Raw genomic sequence first — 20375 nt, 5'->3', positions numbered from 1 at the left:
TAATCAAGAGACGTTATTTCATTCTATAAAAGCCACTATTGTGGCTTTTTTTATATAATAGAAATAGGCGCAATAATAGAAAACGCCGAAGTAATATTACAAGATGTAGTAGCAAAGGGCGATGCCCAGCAACAATTTGATGCTCAGCAACTACTTGATAATATTAGCTAATCAAGAGACGTTATTTCATTCTATAAAAGCCACTATTGTGGCTTTTTTTATATAAAAGAATTTTTTATATAATAGAAATAGGCGCAATAATAGAAAACGCCGAAGTAATATGACAAGACGTAGTAGCAAAGGGTGATGCCCAGCAACAATTTGATGCTCAGCAACTACTTGATAATATTAGCTAATCAAGAGACGTTATTTCATTCTATAAAAGCCACTATTGTGGCTTTTTTTATATAATAGAAATAGGCGCAATAATAGAAAACGCCGAAGTAATATTACAAGATGTAGTAGCAAAGGGCGATGCTCAGCAACTGCCCAATTATATGAGTTAATCAATCGCAATTACTTTAGCTTTTATAAAAGCCATTATTGGGATTTTTTTATATAATCAAAGAACCTGATTGGCATAAACCTTAAAATATTGGATAATGCGCGCATTATAATCGGGAGTTATTGATGCGTTACGCTTTAGGTATTGAATACGATGGAAGCCGTTATCACGGTTGGCAACGACAAAAAAATGCGGTCAGTGTTCAGCAAAATGTAGAAAAAGCTTTATCAAAAATTGCTGATGAAAAAATTGAAGTTATTTGTGCGGGCAGAACTGATACGGGTGTTAGTGCGACCAACCAAGTTATTCACTTTGAAACGGACAAAGTGCGTAAAGATGTTGCTTGGACACTGGGCGTAAATACCAATCTACCTAGTGATATTGCTGTGTCTTGGGTGAAGCAAGTTGACGACAGTTTTCATGCTCGATTTAGCGCCACAGCACGTCGTTATCGCTATGTTATTAATAACAATCGTTTAAGATCTGCAATTTTAAGCCAAGGAATAACCTGCTGTCATTATCCACTTGATGAAAAGTTAATGCATCAAGCGGCACAGTCTTTATTGGGTAAACATGACTTTACTTCCTTTCGCACCGTTCATTGTCAGTCGCATTCTCCGGTTAGAACATTGATTCATTGCAATGTTTCACGCCAAGGTGATTTTGTTATTATTGATGTTAAAGGCAATGCTTTTTTACATCATATGGTGAGAAATATTGCGGGTAGTTTAATGCGTATAGGCCAACAATTAGAAACAGTAGCGTGGTTGGGGGAAGTTCTTGAAGCTAAAAATCGTTGTGTAGCTGGCATGATGGCATCTGCTGCAGGTTTGTATTTTGTTGGTGTTGACTACCCACAAGAGTTCAATATTCCAAAACCTCCGCTGGGGCCACTGTTTTTACTTTAAGATAAATAGTGACAGAATGAGTAATTACAAACTGCTAATTCCAACAAAACAGACCAGTTTTTTGTATTCATAGTAGGGCTAAATGTGCTTTAATTGTCGGTTATAGTTAGATTAATTCAAAAAATTAACAATTTGCTGATAGGTTTGAAACCAATATTGGCAAGTTTTCCTATGTTCCCATGGACATATTAGGTAAAAGAAGGCAAAAATAAATTATGAGCTGGATAGAAAAAATTCTCCCAAAAGCAAAAACCACCCAAAAACGTAATATCCCTGAAGGCGTTTGGAGCAAGTGTACTTCTTGTAATGCAGTACTTTATAAAGCAGAACTCGATAGATTATTATCTGTTTGTCCAAAATGTGATCACCATATGCGTATCTCAGCACGCAAACGTATTGATTGCTTTTTAGATGCAAATAATCGCGCTGAATTAGGTGAAGAGTTTGAAGCACAGGATATTTTAAAGTTCAAAGATTCAAAACGTTATAAAGACCGCTTAAGCGCTGCACAAAAAAGTACCGGTGAAAAAGATGCACTGGTTGTGATGAAAGGTGAACTTAATGGTATGCCTATCGTTGCTGCTGCGTTTGAGTTTGCTTTTCTAGGTGGTTCAATGGCATCAGTTGTTGGCGCTCGTTTTGTTAAAGGTGTTGAATACTGCCTTGAGCATAACCTACCACTTGTTTGTTTTTCTGCAAGTGGCGGAGCACGTATGCAAGAAGCATTATTTTCATTAATGCAAATGGCAAAAACGAGTGCAGCATTAGCAAAAATGAGCGAAAAAGGTTTACCTTACGTTTCGGTATTAACTGACCCTACGATGGGCGGCGTATCTGCAAGTTTAGCTATGCTCGGCGATATTAACGTTGCAGAGCCTAAAGCGTTAATTGGCTTTGCGGGTCCACGTGTTATTGAACAAACTGTTCGAGAAAAGTTACCTGAAGGTTTTCAGCGAAGTGAATTTTTAAAAGAAAAGGGTGCTATTGATATTATTGTTGACCGACGTGAAATGCGTAGTACGCTTTCTCGTATGTTAGCTAAATTCATGGGACATCCAAGCCTTAACGCTTCTTAACTAACGCTTCACAACAACACTATGCCAACAAACAACAAAAGCCATTTTGCTAGTAAGTCTCTAGCTCAATGGCTTTCTTATTTAGAAACAATACATTTAACTGAGATCGACTTGGGGCTCACACGCATTTCGCATGTGGCTAAGCGATTAAATATTGATTTCAGTTTTGCCCAAGTGATCACGGTTGCAGGAACTAATGGTAAAGGCACTACCTGTGCTTTTATTGAAAATGCTTTGCTCGGTGATGATAAAACAGTGGCGGTTTATTCTTCACCACATATTGAAAAGTTCAATGAACGCTTACGTATTAATAATATTGACGTTGACAGTCAATCATTAATCAACGCCTTTGAGCAAATAGAGCAACAGCGTGGTGATATTTCACTAACCTATTATGAATACACAACATTAGCCGCATTTTTAGTTTTAATGGAAAGAAAACCTGCTTTTATTATTTTGGAAGTAGGTTTAGGTGGGCGTTTAGATGCCACAAACTTAATTGACGCTGATATTGCCGTCATAACCACGATAGACTTAGACCATCAAGCGTACCTAGGTGATAATCGCGAAAGTATTGGCTTTGAAAAAGCGGGTATCATGCGTGCGAATCAAAAAGTTGTTATTGGTGATACCGATTGTCCTATATCTGTACTTGCCCATGCTAAAAAACTTAAAGCCGTGGTCAGTCTGCGAGGCGATGATTTCTCTATTGAACAGCACAAAGTGCCGACTTGTCACTCCTTGTGGTGTTGGACATTTGGCGAGTACCAAATCAATGGTTTAAATAAGCCTTTTATACCTCAAGATAATGTAGCAACGGCACTAACGGTATTGGCTTTACTTAATGATTGTTCTGTTGTTTTTAATACTGAAAGTGTCAATGCCTTAATAAACCAAACAAAAGTTGCCGGTCGAACTGAGCTTATCAGTAAAAAATCGTTAAACAGTCCGGTGCTACTTGATGTTGGCCATAATCCTCAAGCAGCACGTTATTTAGTTGAGTATTTAAAGTCGCAAAAGTATGACAAGCTTTATGCGGTTACCGGTATGTTAAAAGACAAAGATATTGCTAACACCTTTGGACCATTATCTGCACTGGTTGATCAATGGTATTTAGGCAGTTTATCTATGCCTCGTGGAGCTACTGCAAAGGAATTAGCTGAAAAATTGTTATTAAATGAAGATTCAGCTAATTGTTTTGACAATATCACTGAGGCATTTAGAATGGCTAACAAAAATTCAACAGCAACAGATTTGATCTTAGTGTTTGGATCATTTTACACCGTAGCTGAAGTCCGACGTTTATTGCTGTAGTTTTTATTAACTGCAGCCTGGGAGTTCCATTTGTCTACACCTTTTCAAAACCGCTTAGTTGGCACCATTATTGTGGCTGCGGTTGCTATTATTATTTTGCCAGACTTACTAGACGGTAATAAAAAGACCTATCAAGATGAGTTTGAACAAATTCCACCTCCGCCTAAGGTCGAGTTTGTTAAGAGCACACCAAGCTTTCCTGAAGATAAAATTGTTATAAATACTGACGAAATACTGAGTGATGAAGCGGCATTAGATGACGATGTCTCTTCGACTGAACAAGCAATAAAAGATACGGCTGAAACAGAGAGTGACCCGGGTTTAAATAACGCTGTGGCGACGAAAGAAGACGATAAAGCGTTAACTGAGCAAGTAGTAGATAATATTTTGCCAGAAAAATCAGTGTTGCAACAAGCATGGGTAGTACAGCTGGGCAGTTTTCGTCATAAAAAAAATGTTGCACAATTATTACTCAAGCTTAAAGATAATGGCTATACCGCTTTCACAAAACCGATAAAAACAAAAAACGGCCCATTAATTAAAGTTTTCATTGGCCCTGAACTGATCAAAAACTCATTGATAAAAAAAATCCCAGCATTGAAAAAATTAACCGGTGTTGAAGGTAAAATTGCTCGTTTTTACCCAACAAAATAATAAGTTATAACCACTGCTCAATAATACGGTGTAAAAAGTAGTTAAGCACTTTCAATGGCAATGGCTATTTTAAATAAAACATTGGTAAAATAAGGGGCGTTTCTGTTAGAATGCGCGCCTTATTATGCTGGTAAATATTCATTGGTAACGATTAATTTATGGTTTGGATAGACTATGCCATTTTGGCAATTGTAGGCATTTCAACATTAATTAGCTTGGTTCGCGGCTTTGTCAAAGAAGCAGTTTCGCTAGTTATCTGGATCAGTGCCTTCTTTATTGCCAGCCACTTCTATGTAAATCTTGCTAGTTTATTGACAAACATTTCCGATCAAGTCCTACGTAATGCCGCGGCAATTGCTATTCTTTTTATTACCACGTTAATTCTTGGCGCTATGGTAAATTATCTTATTGGTCAATTGGTCAGTAAAACAGGCTTGTCTGGAACCGATCGCCTGCTAGGGCTAGTTTTTGGTGCATTACGTGGCGTGTTAGTTACCAGCGCATTATTATTCTTTATGGATGCATTTACGCCAGCGTCATCAACCGCATGGTGGGCAAGTTCTCAACTCATCCCCGAGTTTACACTCATTGTTGAATGGTTTTTCGAATACCTAAAGAATTCATCAAGCTTTTTGAAATAACGTTATTTTAGTGCCATGAAAATGGGGCTGATGTTCATTAGTATAATTTTTATTTACTTAGCGTTTATGTTATTAAAACGCCCTTAAACTTAGTTCTGTGGAGAATAAACGCATGTGTGGTATTGTTGGCATTGTTGGTAAAACATCGGTAGGTCAAGCATTATATGACGGATTAACTGTACTTCAACATCGTGGTCAAGACGCTGCTGGTATTGTGACTATTCACAACAATACCTTTAGACTACGTAAAGGAAATGGTTTAGTAAAAGACGTGTTTCATACGCGTCATATGTTGCGATTACAAGGTAACATGGGTATTGGTCATATTAGATACCCAACCGCAGGTACTTCAAGTTCTTCAGAAGCTCAGCCATTTTATGCCAATGCTCCTTTTGGTATTTCTCTTGCACACAATGGTAATTTAACCAACGCTATTGAATTAAAAGAGTGGTTATTTAATGTCGCACGTCGTCATGTAAATACCACATCTGATTCTGAATTGTTACTCAACATTCTCGGTCATGAATTACAATTGACTGAAAATTTGAAATTAACACCTGATGATATTTTTACTGCAATATCTAATGTACATGAGCGTATTCGTGGTGCCTATGCAACGGTTGCTTTGATTATTGGCCATGGCATGGTGGCGTTTCGTGATCCTAATGGCATTCGTCCTCTAGTATTTGGTAAGCGTGAAACGGCTACGGGTATCGAGTATATGATTGCTTCTGAGTCGGTAGCGCTTGATGCAAACGACTTTGAATTTGTCCGTGATGTTGCGCCTGGCGAAGCTATTTATTTCACTGAAGATGGACAAATTCATAGCCAGCAATGTGCAAAGAACCCAACATACAACCCGTGTATTTTTGAATATGTTTATTTTGCGCGTCCTGATTCAGCGATTGATAAAATTTCTGTTTACGGCTCTCGTGTTGAAATGGGCAAAAAATTGGGTGATAAAATAGCAAAAGAATGGGAAGACGTAGAGATCGACGTTGTTATCCCTATTCCAGAAACATCATGTGATACTGCTTTAGAAATTGCTCGACACCTTGGCATCCCATACCGTCAAGGTTTTGTGAAAAACCGCTATATTGGCCGTACCTTTATTATGCCGGGTCAAGAGCAGCGTAAGAAATCAGTTCGCCGTAAACTTAATGCGATAACAACAGAGTTTGCTGGTAAAAATGTATTGTTAGTCGATGACTCTATTGTAAGGGGTACTACTTCTGGACAAATCATTGAAATGGCTCGCTCTGCGGGGGCAAAAAATGTTTATTTTGCCTCAGCCGCTCCAGAAATTCGTTTTCCTAATGTTTATGGTATTGATATGCCAAGTGCCAATGAGCTCATTGCTCATGGCCGTGAATTAGACGATATTTGCCAATTAATTGGTGCAGATAAACTTATTTTTCAAACCTTGGAAGATTTAGTTAGTGCTGTGGGCAGTGTAAACCCTGAAATCAAACAATTCGAGACATCTGTGTTCGATGGTCAATATATAACTAAAGACATTACTCAGGGCTATTTAGAGCGTTTAGATGCGATGAGAAATAATGAGAATAAAGAAGACTCAGATAAAAATGCTGATTCAATTATCGATATGCACAATGAAGGTGCTGAATAGCATCAGGCTTGTCTAAACGACAGTATAGAAAAATAAAGTAAAATAAAAACCCGCTTAGTTTATCACTAAGCGGGTTTTTTTATCATCAAATCCTAAAGATACATACTTATAATAAAAGCGTTAAGATATATGTTCTGAGCCAAAGCCCATACCTAACATAATAGCGCTAAATGCCATTAAAGAGACTAAAAGAACTAACCCGCAAGTAACTACAGAGCTTGAATAAATAAAGCCTTTTTCTTCTGGAATATTCATCATGATGGGTACGCCAGAGTAAAGTAAATATACAGAATAACAAAGTGCGGCTAGTCCCGCTAAAGCAACAAACCATAAAACAGGAAATAATGCAGTTACGCCAACCATTAATAACGGTGTTGCTGTGTAAGCGGCTAATTCTAAAGACTGGGTAAAATCTGGCTTAGCATCAAAAGTTTTTGCCATCCATTGAATTAAAAAAGCTAAACCAATAACACCAAAGATTAAACCAAAATACATGCCGACAGACATGGTCATTGCGCTTGCCTGAGTTAATTTTATTGGATCACCTACGCCTATTGTCCAACCAATATGAGCGGCGGCAAAATAACTACAAATGGCAGGTATTAACGCTATGGTTAAAATATGAACCATGCTGTACATTAAGCTTTCGTGGCGCCTTTCAATTGTGTGCCACTCTTTCTTAGGGTCAGTATACAATCCCCATATATGATTTAATATCATAATAAAATCCTCTCGCTGTCCCCAAAATTACATTTATTGCTTTTTATTTTTTATTAATAAATGTCTGTGTCGATCAATGTTTTTATTATTGATAGCTTATTTATGTAAGATGGCGAAGCTTTCGTCAAGAGATGAATAGCAATTAAGCTAAATTAAATGCAAATAACTTCTTTTTATACCGAAAATAACAAATGTTTATATAGTGATATATTATTTTGTTCTTTCAAAGAAAAGTGTGGGCTATTAAAAATGTCAGTTTTAATGGAAAATCAGGCGACTTTTATTCTAACAATATTCATGACTTCTATCTCAAAGCCAGCAATCATTTCAGTGCTTGTGTAATAGGTCATATTCACTTGTTGTTTGCTAAGTGATTTATAAGCTTTTTTCCGCTTATATTTGAATGGAGCATCACAGCCTTTTATCATTACCGTATTAATAAACCACTCATCTTGTTCGCGTTGAACATGAGAGACGACAGTAACATTTTCACTATGAACAAGTTTGTCATGTTTTTTTAAGAGACTGTTTACTGTTTTCTTTTTCATCTTTATTACCTTGAAGAGACGTTATAATGCTCGGACCTAAAATAGCAGCGCCATTGATATTGGCTTTTTATTAAGAAGACAAACTATTCTAAACTTTATTATTTCTTTTCGCAAAATAGTCAATTAAGACAGTACATCATTAAAGTATTAGCCTAGTAAGGAGGGATATTAGCTAACTTATTAGGAGATTTTTTTTAAATTTAGCTATACTAGCTACTCTTAAGTTTGTATAACTCATCGTAATAGGGTGCTTGCAGTAATGAGCAAATCAATTCTTTTCCATACTATTTATCCACATAAAACCAGTAAAGTATGGGTTGTTTTTGTCCATGGTGCTGGCGGTAGTTCGGCAATTTGGTTTCGTCAGATCAGAGATTATCAAAAAACTTATAATGTGCTCTTACTTGATCTTCGTGGCCACGGAAAGTCCAGCCATCTGGTACAAACCTTTGTTGATAGTAATTACTCCTTTAATAAAGTCTCCGAAGATATCATCGATGTTTTAGATCACAATAATATTACATGTGCACATTTTGTTGGCATTTCTTTAGGAACTATTATCATTCGCAACATAGCTGAAATTGCGCCTCAATATGTATCAAGTATGGTTCTAGGTGGCGCTATTACTCGTTTTAATGCTCGTAGTAATATTTTGGTTTATTTAGGAAATACCTTTAAGCATTTTCTACCATATATGTGGTTGTATCGCTTATTTGCTTTTATTATGATGCCGAAAAAGCGCCATAAGGAATCTCGACACTTATTTGTTCGTGAAGCTAAACGTTTGTGCCAGAAAGAATTTATTCGTTGGTTTAAGTTAGCGATGGACGTGAACCCCTTGATGCGTTATTTCAAAGAGAAAGAAATTGATATACCTATCCTTTATATTATGGGCAAGGAAGACCATATGTTTTTGGGACCGGTGATGGAAATGGTTAAGCAACATAAAAACAGTTTATTACACACCATTCATAAATGTGGTCATGTCTGCAATGTTGAGAACCCAGAACTCTTTAATCAACATTCGTTAGAGTTTATCGCTCAACAACACTAATTTTATAGATATATCACCCTTGAGAACAAAGTTATGTTTGTTCTTTTATCAATATTAGTCAATAGCGGTTAAATAAAGCTGGTTTGGTTACGACCGTTGTCCTTTGATTTATACATGGCTACATCTGCTCTTTTGAGAAATAAACCAACATCATCTGGCTTAGTTAATTGGGTGGCTCCCATGCTTACGGTGATCTTTACCTTTTTATTATCAATAATAAGAAAAGCATTATCAACAGCCGCGCGGATGCGCTCAGCAACAATTAAAGCGAAGTCGATGTTGGTAGCGGGAAGAATGAACGCAAACTCTTCGCCGCCAATTCGCCCCATCAGATCATTCTCTCTCAGTGCCAATTGGCTTACGTTGCAAATAATTTTTAAGACTTCATCGCCAACCGAATGACCATAGGTATCATTAAATACTTTAAAATAATCTACATCTAACATTAATAAACACAGTGGAAATTGATAACGATGGGATCGCTCTAATTCAAGCTGCAAAGATTTCATAAAGGCACGTCTGTTAGCAATGCCAACTAACTCATCCGTTGTCGCCATTTTTTTTAATTTATTAATGTCTTGTTCTATATGGTTAGCCATTTTATTTAAATTTTTGCTCAGTGAGCCAATTTCATTTTTTACGATGACCTTGCTACGTGCTTGGTAATTTCCTTCAGCTATATTTTGTGCATCGTGAACCAGTGAAAATATAGGCAGAACAATCTTATTTCTGACATAAAAAGTGATAATTAACGCCATAAGTGTTGAAATAACCAATAATAAAATGACGTACCATAAATATTTTTTTTGCTTAATGTTAAACTCATCAGCCTCGACAATTAACCTAGTCTCCACAGCATCGATAAACTTTTGAATAGGTTGCATAATGGCAATTTTTTCTTGCTGGTATTGAGGTGAAAATAATAGCTTAATAGCAAAAGCCCTATCAGGCTCTCCTTTAAGGGTAAACGTACCTTTACCATCATTGTAGAGTCCTTTCATTAACGCAAAAGCCTGTTTTTCGATAGTCATTAAATTATCTGAGCGGTTTTGGGACTGTTGAAGTAGTAATAACTCACTTTCTGTAAAGCCCATATTTCCCATAAGAGTCTTTAATGGGACTTGTATGCCTAATTTATCTGAAGTAAAGCGTTCTGGTGTAAGTGACGTATACCAGTACGTGGGAGGGTATTTTTTTGGTCGAGGAGAATCTCCGTTACGTATTGCAATGATGTCAAAATAATACTCTTTATAAATCTCATCCCCGGTAACCACATAGGTGCGTGCCATACGAGTTAGGTCATCTGAACTTTGGCGTAGTTCATTAGCAATGGTTAGCGAATATATATGGTGCTTTTCATCTTTAATTGCTCGCAGATCAAAAATACCAATAATATGAAAGAAAACATAACCCCACATGCTTAATATGACGATAAAGCATAAAAAGCCGATTTTATTGCCAGTGGAAATATTCATCTACAACCTATTGGTTTAGTATTAGCTATGCAATATCACACAGTTGATAATATTTACTCATTTCATTCATTAACGTCTAACCATGAAATAAAAATTTTACAGACAGTTTTATTAAGTGTTGAGTTTACCCAAACGAGTATCCTTATAGATTTATAAATCTATAAGGTATGATATATGTGATATCGCTATTTTAAAGCTTACTTTGAGTATAGACACTTCTGATCATCTTGTGTAAATAAGTGATAATTCTTGATATGGCTATGATAAATAGACACTAATTTAGTACCCATAGCTTAGTTATTTACGATATTTAGACCACAACACTATTAGCGCCTACCTTCTTTTTTATAATGTTAAACACGAGGCATGAGTTAATGGAGCTGTAAAAAAATTATTTATATTGTTAATTACTCACTTAGTGTCGGCTAAATGAAATTATTACTCATAATTATCTCGCTGAATGAAGGGGGAATTTTTAGGGGATTAAATACTTTTTGGGTGATTTTGTAGTGTTTTTACCATGATATTCTACCTAATAATAAGGAGTTACCGTGATTTGCGTGAAGGACTTATCTTTTAGCCGTAATGATGGCGGCAACAAACAAAATATTTTAAATAAACTCGATTTATTTGTACCTGCAGCACAGCACCTCGCGTTACTTGGTGATAGTGGTTCAGGTAAAACAACCTTTTTACATATTTTAGCGGGACTCTTGCAAGCAGATAGTGGCTCGGTAAGTATTAACAATCAAGAGCTTTCATCACTGAATGAGACAGAACTTGCGCTGTATCGTCGTAAAATAGGGCTAATATTTCAGCATTACCAATTGCTTGACTGTTTAACCGTAAAGCAAAATATTCTCTTTCAACACAAACTCAATTACCCCAAAAAACCAGCGGATGAATTTGACAATATCGTCAATAAACTTGGGCTCGAAAGTAAGCTCGATTCACTGCCAGAAAAACTCTCAGGTGGAGAACAACAAAGAGTTGGTATCGCAAGAGCTTTACTCAACAAACCTCAGATAATTTTTGCAGATGAACCAACAGGTAACTTAGACCGGCAGCGCTCGCACCAAGTCGTTAAACTTCTTACTGAGTTATGCAGTGAGCAAAAAATCAATTTGGTGATGGTGACTCACAGTCATCAATTAACCGATTACTTTGACCATGTAAAAGTACTTAGAGATGGTCATTTTGAATAATTTGACCAATGAAATTAAACTTATTATCGCCACTCATTTAGCCTTCTATCGAAGACATCCTTGGTTAATGGCGTTATTTTTTCTAGGTTTTAGTCTAGGTAGTGCACTATTAACCGCAATTTCTGGCCTTAATCAAGAGGCTAATACACGCTATCAAAATTCTTCCGCATTAATCAATAACCCCGTTACACATTTAATTAAGCCATTAACAGGAAAGTACTTTATTGATGGCAATATATGGCTCACTTTACGACAACATGGCTTTATCAATACTCAACCCGTTTTACGAGGTCAATTAAAAACCAACAACGGAGAAACACTTGCCATTCAGGGTGTGGATACTCTGCTGTGGTTAAACCGTGCGCAATACCAACAAAGTGATGAAAATGTTGATAAAACAGCTCAACGCTTTTCCCTTTCTACCTTATTAGTTGACTCGAAATTTGCAAAACGCATCGTGACAAAAACAGGTGAACCAATAAAATTTTCGCTGCAAAACGATCAGCAACAACCTGAAGTTGTATTAGCTGACAATATTGGACTTTGGGCGATCACCGATATCGCCAATGCTGATTATTTATTAGCAGCTAAAGGGCAACTCAGCTTTATTGAGCTCTCGCATGTTAGTGAGCAGCAATTAATAAAAATAGCACAGCTAATTGCTGGGCAAGCACAGTTGATTGATGCAGAGCAACAATCGTTCGATGTTTTATCTGAAGCCTTCTTTTTTAATCTGACCGCACTTGCCATGCTTGGTTATATTGTTGCGGCATTTTTGAGTTTTAATGCGATAAAACTGACGTTAACTGCGCGACAAAAATTAATAGAGCAAATGCAGCTATTAGGTTGCATTAAGTTAAGTGTTCAACTGAGTCTTGTCATTGAACTTATTATTGTTAGTGTTTGCACTGCTTTATTAGGTACATTAGGTGGTTATTTAATTGCTAATGCATTAGTGCTTGATGTTAACAGCACTCTAGTTGGCTTGTATCAACTCGATAAAGCGCTTGTGATCAATTGGCAATGGTCAAATGTCTTATTAGGCTTTGCCCTTAATATTTCGGCTTTGGGGGTAATACTTTTGGCGCAAGCCAAGCAAGTTGCCCAAAAAAGTCAATTGATGTTCTATAGTTTGTTGGTCAGTACATTAGTAGCAGTCATAGGGTTACTCTATTATGCGACTAATGAGTATCAAGCCTTGCTGCTGTGTTTTGCGCTTTTAATGTTGTTTATTTTACTTGTGCCTAAAGTACTGTCTCTCTTGGTTTCATTACCGTTGACAATCACAAATCCATTAACACAATGGCTTCATGCCGATACCCGACTTCATGTAAAAGACCTTCATATTGCTATTATTGCAATTCTAGTGGCGCTTGGCAGTGCTATCGGCATGCAAATTATGGTGAAAAGCTTTAGCCATACGTTAAATGCCCATCTTGAAAAGCAATTAAGTGCAGATATTTATTTACGTTCAGATAAACTCGATAATACTTTAAGGCAAGCGCTCACTAACTTACCTGAAGTTGAGAAGTTGAGTATCTATATGCAAAGTGATGGTGATGTAAATAAAGTACCTGCGAACCTTGCAAGCTTTGGTAATAGCTTTGAACATTATCAACATATTTCGCTGACTTCAGGCTCAGCCATTAAGGTAGAAAATTTTTATGGTCAAGGTTGCTTGGCTAACGAACAAAGTAAAATTAAGTTTAATTATTCATTAAATGACGTGATGGTCTTTAAGCAAAATTCAACTAAATTTACTTGTCGTATAACAGGGTTCTTTTATGATTATGGTAACCCAAGAATATCGTTACTTACGTTAGAGGAACGCCAGAAAACAGCAGCACTAAACCGTGATGTTTTTGGTTATTCAATACGGCTAAAAAGTCGTACTTCCGTTGCTGTTTTTAGCGAGCGTTTAATGGACGAATTTAAACAAGACAGTACAAAAATTTTAGCCAATAAAAAATTTAAAGAAATAGCTAATGCCTTGTTTGAAGATACGTTTGTAGTGACCAAAGCACTCAATGGTTTTATTCTCGCTATTGCATTGTTAAGTTTGTGTACCAGCCTATTAAGTTTAAGTGTTAATCAATTAAAGCAATTAACCATATTACGTAATTTAGGCGTAACACAAGGGCAATTATTAACCATGAAACTGCTACAAACAGGAGGCGTGGTTGTGTTTACTGCGTTGTTTGCTATTCCGCTTGGCTTCGCACTGGGCTTTGCGTTATTAAAGTTTGTCATGCCAATTGCCTTTGGCTGGACTATTCACTTTAGTTTAGATTTAAGCAGTTTATTAATAACGTGCTTAACGCTAGTTGGAGTCTCTGTTTTATGTGCCTATTTACCGATCCGAAAATTAACTAACTTAGCGACTAAGGAGTCATAATCGCGTGATAAAAAGACACGTTTTGACCGGGGTATTATTGACTCCGTTTGTTTTTGTACGGTTTACGCTTGTGCTGTTAATTTTTGTGCTGTCTGCGTGTCAACCGACTGAGCAAAAAACAACCTCATCTAAATTACAAGTGGCTATTGGCAAACCGGTAATACAGGGCACTCCTCTTATCTTTCCCGCTGATCATGGTATTCATGCTGAACAAGGTATTGAGTGGTGGTATGTAACGGCTAATTTGCAAAGTGACACTGGCGAGACTTTTGGGGTTCAATGGACATTATTTCGCACACTAATGCCAGGCAACCTTGAGTCACAATGGTGGGATAACAATCTTTACTTTGCTCATTTTGCCATGCAACACCAACAAGATCATGTTGCGTTTGAACGGTTTTCACGAGCAAGGCAAGCTAAGGTCATTAGCTCGCCGTTTGATGCCAGTATTGATGATTGGCAGTTGAGCAGTATCAACAACGAATTTTTGCCACTCAATTTAACAGCAGCACATGAAAACTATGAAATAGCACTAACACTAAGCGACAGCCCAATAGCCTTGCATGGCGACAAGGGCTATAGCCAAAAAACACAAAGTGGTCATGCGTCTTATTACTTTAGTTATCCCTTTTTAAAGGTAAAAGGCCGTCTAACTTTTGCGGGTAACACCTATAACGTTTCGGGGAATGCATGGTATGACAGAGAGTGGTCGGCGAGTTTACTCGACAAAAATCAACTCGGTTGGGATTGGTTCAGTATTGTTGACACTCAATCAGAAAAGCAAGGGCTCATGCTCTTTTGTATTCGAGGTAATGATAATAATTATGAGTATTGTAGTGGTAGTGAGATAGCCCCCAATGGCGAAACAACACCGCTTTTTAAAGAAGATATTAAGCTGTCTGTTATTGAAACCGTGACATTAAATAACCACGATTATCCTAGTAAATGGCAGGTTGAATTAACGAATAGACCAATCATTATTATTGAAAGTATTACCAAAGATTCACGTAATCAATTAACAATCCCTTACTGGGAAGGACGAGTAAAAGCAACGGGTGGTTTTAATGGTATTGGCTATGCCGAAATTACTGGCCATTAATTATTCATTATTATGTTGTTATTTTATTTTGCAAACCCTGGTCAAAATGACTAATAAAAGCAGTCATGCGTAAGTTATATGCAAAAATTGCCATCATCATTACCTGATAATATTACTTTTTTTACTCTCTATTTTTTTACTCTCTAAAAGGGGACTGAGTGAGATAATGTGTTTCATAAAACCCCTTACTTTGTGGTCTTCGCGTTTAAAGTAGCATAGACAATACTCAATTATTATTGGATCGTTAACTTTCTCTGAAAATAGCCGCGCAATTATTAATAAGGGTATGATAAAATCGATATCAATCTAGTGTATATAGTGAAGAATTTCACCAAATGTCGAATACAAAATTATTATCTCCAATATTGTCATTCTTAAAGTGTGAAACACCACAAGCATGGATTGATGAAGCCGTTAAGCCTGAAAATTTACCCGTGCTATTAATTGATCACCTGGTGTGTGAATTAAAAGCAGCTCAGTCCGCTATGTTTTTGATCCGAAAATATGCAGTTGATAAAGAAAGCGGTGATGCTTTGTTGGCATGGCTGCAGCCATTCGAGCAATTAATCTATAAAAGGCAAGGGGATTGGCGCTCATTACCGTCGAAAAACAAGTTAACTAAAGCCATATTACCTAAGTCAGGTTCAGCACATGGGCAAGGCCTTATCGACAAAATGGTCTTACTGATCAAAGAAGAGCTACATCATTTTTACCAAGTATTAGAAATGATGGATGAGTATGGTATTGAATATCAAAGTATTACGCCGTGCCGATACGCGAAAGGCTTACTTCGTCATGTAAAATCTTTTGAACCTGATGCTATGGTTGATAAGTTAATTATCGGTGCCTTTATCGAAGCTAGGTCGTGTGAACGTTTTGCTAAAATAGCCCCTCATGTTGATAAACGTCTGGGTGATTTTTATATATCATTACTACGCTCTGAAGCTCGCCATTATCAAGATTACTTATCATTAGCGACAGATATTGCTGGAACCGATATTTCTGAACGAATAAAATATTTTGCTGATATCGAAGCGACGTTAATTATTAGTGCAGATGAAGACTTTAAGTTTCATAGTGGCTTACCTGCAGCGACTCTTTAAGCTTAGTTAGCTTTTTCAAGTTAAGCTGCAGTATTGGCGCTTGCTAATACGCAACGATTTCTGCCGGAATTTTTTGCTTGGTACAGCGCTTGGTCGGCATTATTAAATAATGTTGCCCATGTCATGTTATTGTGTAATTCGGCAACCCCAATAGATACCGTAATAGGCGGAAGCTGAGTATTACTTTGACGTTGTACTAATTTTAATTTCGCAATAGCCAAACGTATTTTTTCAGCCATCGTATGAGCAAATTGTTGCGACTTATTTGATAATACCACCACGAACTCTTCACCGCCGTAGCGCACAGGAATGTCATCAGGTGTGACGTGTTCTTTGATGATTTTTGCCACCAACTGAATCACTTTATCGCCAACACTGTGTCCAAAAGAATCATTCACTTTTTTGAAGTGATCAATATCGATAACTAATGATGAATGAATGTTATCAAGTGATAGTGCCTGTAATTTTTTATCACAGCCTCGACGGTTTAATAATCCTGTTAAGGTATCAATTAGGGCTTCTTGACGAGATTCTTCTAACTTCAGTTTTAACTGTGATACTTCTTCAGATGCTTTATATAGCTCAGTAGATAAAGACTCATGTTGAGCTGTCGATTGTCCTATAGCATTAAGTAAAAAAGTAGTAATGTTTTGGAGAGGCTTTTCTACACTTAGCTGACCAAGCGTTTTTTCTATTTTATTGAGATGACTTATTACTGCTTGTCCGCTTGAAACTTGGTTATCAAGTTGCGCTAAGGTACTGTTCAGTGTCTCGCCAAAAGGTGTAAAGATATTATCTTCAATATTTTGGCTGTTTGAAAGAAACTCACTAAACAATGCGTCGATAAAAATAGCGTCGAGTGGTTTTTTGCTGCTTAATTGCCCATCTATTTTTTTTATGAGTGACACGTTTTCTTTTGAAAAATAACAGTAGGCAACAGCGTAATGGCTCGGTATGGGCGCAATTAGATGCAAAAGCATAAATTCTTTAGCTTGTTCTGCGAGTTTTATTGCTTGATCAAAACTTCTCTGCATCCTATTTTCCTTTATTATTTTTCTACATAATAACAGTTAATTAAAAGAAAACTCAATGGAAAATGCGACACAATAGCTGGTTTAATCATTTTTTTTGTCGAGGTATTACTTATTTATAACAGCAGTATTTAATTTATTGAAAAAATAAGTTTAAGGCGTTTTAAAGACTTGAGAAAGTAACTCTATACTGTCTTTTGTTACCTTTAACCATGCGCCTTGCTCATACCAATCACCCAAAACAATGCGCTGAGCAGGTAGGTTATTGGCTTGGATATGATGAATGTTAGGGCGGTGAGTATGTCCATGAATAAGTAACTGACAATGATGTAATTCAAGCTTGTCAATAACCTCTGTCTCGGTGACATCCATTATTTCTTGTGACTTCATTGCCGTTGCACTGGCGCTTTTTAAGCGATAATTTTCAGCAATATTCTTACGTACAAACAGTGGTAAGTTTTTAATCATCGTTTGCCACCACCAAGAACGAGATTTCTTTCTAAAGGCTTGGTAAGCGATATCACGTGTACATAAAGTGTCACCATGCATAATAACGACGGGTTTACCATAGAGATCAATAACATCCACTTCAGGTAATAACGTCATGCCACAAGCTTTGGCATAGCGCTTCCCTAAGAGAAAGTCTCGGTTACCATGAATATAATAAATACGAGTACCTAGCATGCTTAATGCTTTTAGCGCGAGGGCTACTTCGACGACAAAAGGATTTTTATCATCATCACCAATCCAGTATTCAAATAAGTCACCTAATATATATAGTGTTTCGGCGTTAGGGGCATCTTTTTCAAGGAATGACAAAAAACAGGCCGTTATATCGGGCCTGTTTTGCGCTAAATGCAAATCAGCAATAAAGTAGGTTACTGATTTGTTGTTTATTGCGTTAGTCACTAATTTTTATTATTCAACAATCGCTGATTCAATAATGATTTCTTCTGTTGGTACATCGTCATGAAAACCCATACGACCAGTTTCAACCAGAGTCATTTTATCAACAATGTCCATGCCTTCAACAACTTCAGCAAATACACAATAACCCCAACCTTGCACAGATTCGTTTTTAAAATTTAAAAAATCGTTGTCGCTTAAGTTGATAAAAAACTGAGCTGAAGCTGAATGTGGCTCTTGTGTTCTTGCCATCGCTAAAGTGCCACGCTTATTTTCTAAGCCATTACTTGCTTCGTTTTGAATGGTTTCACGAGAATCTTTTTCTTCTAAGCCAGAAGCAAAACCACCGCCTTGTGCCATAAAACCTTTAATGACACGATGAAAAATAGTGCCGTTGTAAAAACCGTCTTCAACATACTGCTGAAAGTTTTTTGCTGTAAGAGGTGCTTTATCAAAATTTAATTCAATTTTGATATCGCCTAAGTTTGTTTTTAAAATGATCATTTTATTTACTCTTCAATTTCGATGTGGGAATTGTAAACGAAAGCACAGAACTGTAAAGCAAACTTATGGATAATGTGTAGGTAAATAATGACCCTAGCGCTTTGTTCGGGTACAATTATCGAAAATTGATATAATTTTTATTAACTATTAATTACCCCTATTTTAATCGTGATCGGAGCCAGAAAATCTTATGTTACAGATATACAATACATTGACCCGCCAGAAGGAAGTTTTTACCCCAATTGAAGCAGGTAAAGTCGGTTTGTATGTGTGTGGTTGTACGGTTTACGATTTATGTCATATCGGTCATGGACGTACTTATATTAGCTTTGACAACATTGCTAGATACCTAAGGTTTTCTGGTTATGACGTAAATTATGTCCGTAATATCACCGATGTTGAAGATAAAATAATTAAGCGGGCACAAGAAAATAACGAAACACCAGACGAGCTTACCGAGCGTACTATTGCATTAATGCATGAAGACTTTGATAGTTTGAATATTGAACGACCAGATATAGAACCAAGAGTAACGACGCACATGGACGAAATTATTGCCATGATCGTCACACTTGTCGAAAAAGAGCATGCCTATGTCGCCGCTAGTGGCGATGTGTTGTTTGCTGTGTCGAGCTTTGCAGACTATGGCAAACTCAGCGGTCAAAATTTAGAGCAATTACAAGCAGGCTCTCGTGTAGAAGTCGATGAAAGTAAAAGGTCACCACTGGATTTTGTTTTGTGGAAGTCAGCTAAACCAGGCGATCCAAGTTGGGAATCACCTTGGGGAGCAGGGCGTCCTGGTTGGCATATTGAATGTTCAGCGATGAGCGCTAAAGAACTAGGTCATCATTTTGATATTCACGGTGGTGGCTCAGATTTACAGTTTCCACACCATGAGAATGAAGTAGCACAGAGTTGTTGTGCGCTTGATTCCCCTTACGTGAATTATTGGATCCATACTGGTATGGTGCAAGTTGACCAAGAAAAAATGTCAAAGTCACTCAATAATTTTTTCACTATTCGTGATGTGCTAAGCCAGTATGACTCAGAAACTGTTCGGTTCTTCTTAACCTCTGGACATTATCGTAGTCAGCTAAACTATTCTACAGATAATTTAGAACAGGCACGCTCTGCTCTAGAGCGTATTTACACGGCTTTGCGTGATGTTGAGGTGCTTGCTGATTTTTCACTAGATAAGGACGACACGTTTGTTGCTCAATTTATTAAAGTAATGAATGACGACTTTAATACACCACAAGCGTTAGCGGTATTATTTGATTTAGCCAAAGAGTTAAATGTCGCTAAAAATGAAAGCAGTGATAAGGCGCCTTATTTAGCCGCGACGCTGAAAGGTTTGGGAGAATTGATTGGTTTATTACAACTATCTCCAGCAAGTTTTTTACAAGGAAAAGGTGACAGCGATGAAGTCGCTGAAGTTGAAGCGTTAATAAAACAACGTAATGATGCGAGAGCAAGTAAAAACTGGTTATTAGCTGATGAAGCTCGAGATAAATTAGCGGCGATGAATATTATCGTTGAAGACAGTGCTGGTAAAACCACTTGGCGTAAAAGCTAATTTATAGACGGTTAACAGCCAGTGGATAAAA

18 protein-coding genes are annotated in these 20375 nt (G+C 37.0%); 12 read left to right on the top strand and 6 right to left on the bottom strand.

The features are described from left to right. Positions 1-630: 630 nt before the first annotated feature. The 6 genes from truA (at position 631) to purF (ending at position 6728) form a co-directional block, all read left to right on the top strand. On the top strand, positions 631-1413 hold the full coding sequence (gene truA / locus H4J62_RS12205) for a tRNA pseudouridine(38-40) synthase TruA (RefSeq protein ID WP_070374283.1): 783 nt from the start codon (positions 631-633) through the stop codon (positions 1411-1413). Positions 1414-1628: 215 nt separating this feature from the next. Next, positions 1629-2489 (top strand): acetyl-CoA carboxylase, carboxyltransferase subunit beta, encoded by an 861-nt coding sequence (gene accD, locus H4J62_RS12200; RefSeq protein ID WP_182213995.1) that lies wholly within the window; start codon positions 1629-1631, stop codon positions 2487-2489. A 21-nt stretch (positions 2490-2510) separates the two neighbouring features. Then, entirely contained in the window at positions 2511-3803 is a 1293-nt protein-coding gene (folC, locus tag H4J62_RS12195; RefSeq protein ID WP_182213993.1) for a bifunctional tetrahydrofolate synthase/dihydrofolate synthase, read from the top strand. A 30-nt stretch (positions 3804-3833) separates the two neighbouring features. Next, positions 3834-4457, top strand: coding sequence for an SPOR domain-containing protein (locus H4J62_RS12190; protein WP_182213991.1), 624 nt, complete (start codon positions 3834-3836; stop codon positions 4455-4457). 158 nt (positions 4458-4615) lie between these two features. After that, the gene (locus H4J62_RS12185) at positions 4616-5098 is read left to right on the top strand and encodes a CvpA family protein (protein ID WP_182213989.1); all 483 of its coding nucleotides are present in this window, start codon (positions 4616-4618) and stop codon (positions 5096-5098) included. A 112-nt stretch (positions 5099-5210) separates the two neighbouring features. Next, the gene (purF, locus tag H4J62_RS12180; protein WP_182213987.1) at positions 5211-6728 is read left to right on the top strand and encodes an amidophosphoribosyltransferase; all 1518 of its coding nucleotides are present in this window, start codon (positions 5211-5213) and stop codon (positions 6726-6728) included. A gap of 120 nt (positions 6729-6848) precedes the next feature. Here the strand turns inward: purF and H4J62_RS12175 are convergent, their stop codons facing one another. After that, entirely contained in the window at positions 6849-7448 is a 600-nt protein-coding gene (locus tag H4J62_RS12175) for a Yip1 family protein (RefSeq protein ID WP_182176549.1), read from the bottom strand. A gap of 269 nt (positions 7449-7717) precedes the next feature. Beyond that, positions 7718-7996 (bottom strand): hypothetical protein, encoded by a 279-nt coding sequence (locus H4J62_RS12170; protein ID WP_182213986.1) that lies wholly within the window; start codon positions 7994-7996, stop codon positions 7718-7720. 259 nt (positions 7997-8255) lie between these two features. On the opposite strand from H4J62_RS12170, the gene H4J62_RS12165 reads away from it, so the two are divergent. After that, positions 8256-9050: an alpha/beta fold hydrolase gene (locus H4J62_RS12165; protein WP_182213984.1), complete on the top strand. Its 795-nt coding sequence runs from the start codon at positions 8256-8258 to the stop codon at positions 9048-9050. Positions 9051-9118: 68 nt separating this feature from the next. Here the strand turns inward: H4J62_RS12165 and H4J62_RS12160 are convergent, their stop codons facing one another. Then, positions 9119-10525: a diguanylate cyclase gene (locus H4J62_RS12160; RefSeq protein WP_182213982.1), complete on the bottom strand. Its 1407-nt coding sequence runs from the start codon at positions 10523-10525 to the stop codon at positions 9119-9121. A 551-nt stretch (positions 10526-11076) separates the two neighbouring features. On the opposite strand from H4J62_RS12160, the gene H4J62_RS12155 reads away from it, so the two are divergent. The 4 genes from H4J62_RS12155 (at position 11077) to H4J62_RS12140 (ending at position 16327) form a co-directional block, all read left to right on the top strand. Then, complete coding sequence (locus H4J62_RS12155) at positions 11077-11730, top strand: ABC transporter ATP-binding protein (protein ID WP_182213981.1); 654 nt, start codon at positions 11077-11079, stop codon at positions 11728-11730. Further along, positions 11714-14125: an ABC transporter permease gene (locus H4J62_RS12150; protein WP_182213979.1), complete on the top strand. Its 2412-nt coding sequence runs from the start codon at positions 11714-11716 to the stop codon at positions 14123-14125. The genes H4J62_RS12155 and H4J62_RS12150 overlap by 17 nt, the downstream gene beginning before the upstream one ends. A gap of 7 nt (positions 14126-14132) precedes the next feature. Next, positions 14133-15224, top strand: a complete 1092-nt coding sequence (locus H4J62_RS12145) for a lipocalin-like domain-containing protein (protein WP_182214135.1) — start codon at positions 14133-14135, stop codon at positions 15222-15224. A 335-nt stretch (positions 15225-15559) separates the two neighbouring features. Next, on the top strand, positions 15560-16327 hold the full coding sequence (locus tag H4J62_RS12140; RefSeq protein WP_182213977.1) for a tRNA isopentenyl-2-thiomethyl-A-37 hydroxylase MiaE: 768 nt from the start codon (positions 15560-15562) through the stop codon (positions 16325-16327). 20 nt (positions 16328-16347) lie between these two features. Here the strand turns inward: H4J62_RS12140 and H4J62_RS12135 are convergent, their stop codons facing one another. The 3 genes from H4J62_RS12135 to H4J62_RS12125 form a co-directional block, all read right to left on the bottom strand. Then, positions 16348-17361 (bottom strand): GGDEF domain-containing protein, encoded by a 1014-nt coding sequence (locus H4J62_RS12135; protein ID WP_182213975.1) that lies wholly within the window; start codon positions 17359-17361, stop codon positions 16348-16350. Between the two features lie 150 nt (positions 17362-17511). Beyond that, entirely contained in the window at positions 17512-18267 is a 756-nt protein-coding gene (locus H4J62_RS12130; RefSeq protein WP_310733535.1) for a UDP-2,3-diacylglucosamine diphosphatase, read from the bottom strand. 9 nt (positions 18268-18276) lie between these two features. Next, positions 18277-18768: a peptidylprolyl isomerase gene (locus H4J62_RS12125; protein WP_070374269.1), complete on the bottom strand. Its 492-nt coding sequence runs from the start codon at positions 18766-18768 to the stop codon at positions 18277-18279. Between the two features lie 190 nt (positions 18769-18958). On the opposite strand from H4J62_RS12125, the gene cysS reads away from it, so the two are divergent. Beyond that, a complete protein-coding gene (gene cysS, locus H4J62_RS12120) occupies positions 18959-20344 on the top strand; it encodes a cysteine--tRNA ligase (protein WP_182213973.1) in 1386 nt (461 codons plus the stop codon). Positions 20345-20375: the final 31 nt, after the last annotated feature.

Origin of the sequence: Colwellia sp. BRX8-5 (genome assembly GCF_014077325.1) — a bacterium.
Taxonomy (GTDB): Bacteria; Pseudomonadota; Gammaproteobacteria; order Enterobacterales; family Alteromonadaceae; genus Colwellia_A.
The sequence above is the reverse complement of the archived record's forward strand: the minus strand, read 5'-3'. Positions and strand labels throughout refer to the sequence as shown.

Bases quoted from the DNA above. Each gene is read 5' to 3' on its own strand.
- purF (WP_182213987.1), top strand. From the start codon at position 5,211: ATGTGTGGTATTGTTGGCATTGTTGGTAAAACATCGGTAGGTCAAGCA.
- accD (WP_182213995.1), top strand. From the start codon at position 1,629: ATGAGCTGGATAGAAAAAATTCTCCCAAAAGCAAAAACCACCCAAAAA.
- H4J62_RS12165 (WP_182213984.1), top strand. From the start codon at position 8,256: ATGAGCAAATCAATTCTTTTCCATACTATTTATCCACATAAAACCAGT.
- cysS (WP_182213973.1), top strand. From the start codon at position 18,959: ATGTTACAGATATACAATACATTGACCCGCCAGAAGGAAGTTTTTACC.
- truA (WP_070374283.1), top strand. From the start codon at position 631: ATGCGTTACGCTTTAGGTATTGAATACGATGGAAGCCGTTATCACGGT.
- H4J62_RS12170 (WP_182213986.1), bottom strand. From the start codon at position 7,996: ATGAAAAAGAAAACAGTAAACAGTCTCTTAAAAAAACATGACAAACTT.
- H4J62_RS12135 (WP_182213975.1), bottom strand. From the start codon at position 17,361: ATGCAGAGAAGTTTTGATCAAGCAATAAAACTCGCAGAACAAGCTAAA.
- H4J62_RS12140 (WP_182213977.1), top strand. From the start codon at position 15,560: ATGTCGAATACAAAATTATTATCTCCAATATTGTCATTCTTAAAGTGT.
- H4J62_RS12175 (WP_182176549.1), bottom strand. From the start codon at position 7,448: ATGATATTAAATCATATATGGGGATTGTATACTGACCCTAAGAAAGAG.
- H4J62_RS12185 (WP_182213989.1), top strand. From the start codon at position 4,616: ATGGTTTGGATAGACTATGCCATTTTGGCAATTGTAGGCATTTCAACA.
- folC (WP_182213993.1), top strand. From the start codon at position 2,511: ATGCCAACAAACAACAAAAGCCATTTTGCTAGTAAGTCTCTAGCTCAA.
- H4J62_RS12150 (WP_182213979.1), top strand. From the start codon at position 11,714: ATGGTCATTTTGAATAATTTGACCAATGAAATTAAACTTATTATCGCC.
- H4J62_RS12125 (WP_070374269.1), bottom strand. From the start codon at position 18,768: ATGATCATTTTAAAAACAAACTTAGGCGATATCAAAATTGAATTAAAT.
- H4J62_RS12160 (WP_182213982.1), bottom strand. From the start codon at position 10,525: ATGAATATTTCCACTGGCAATAAAATCGGCTTTTTATGCTTTATCGTC.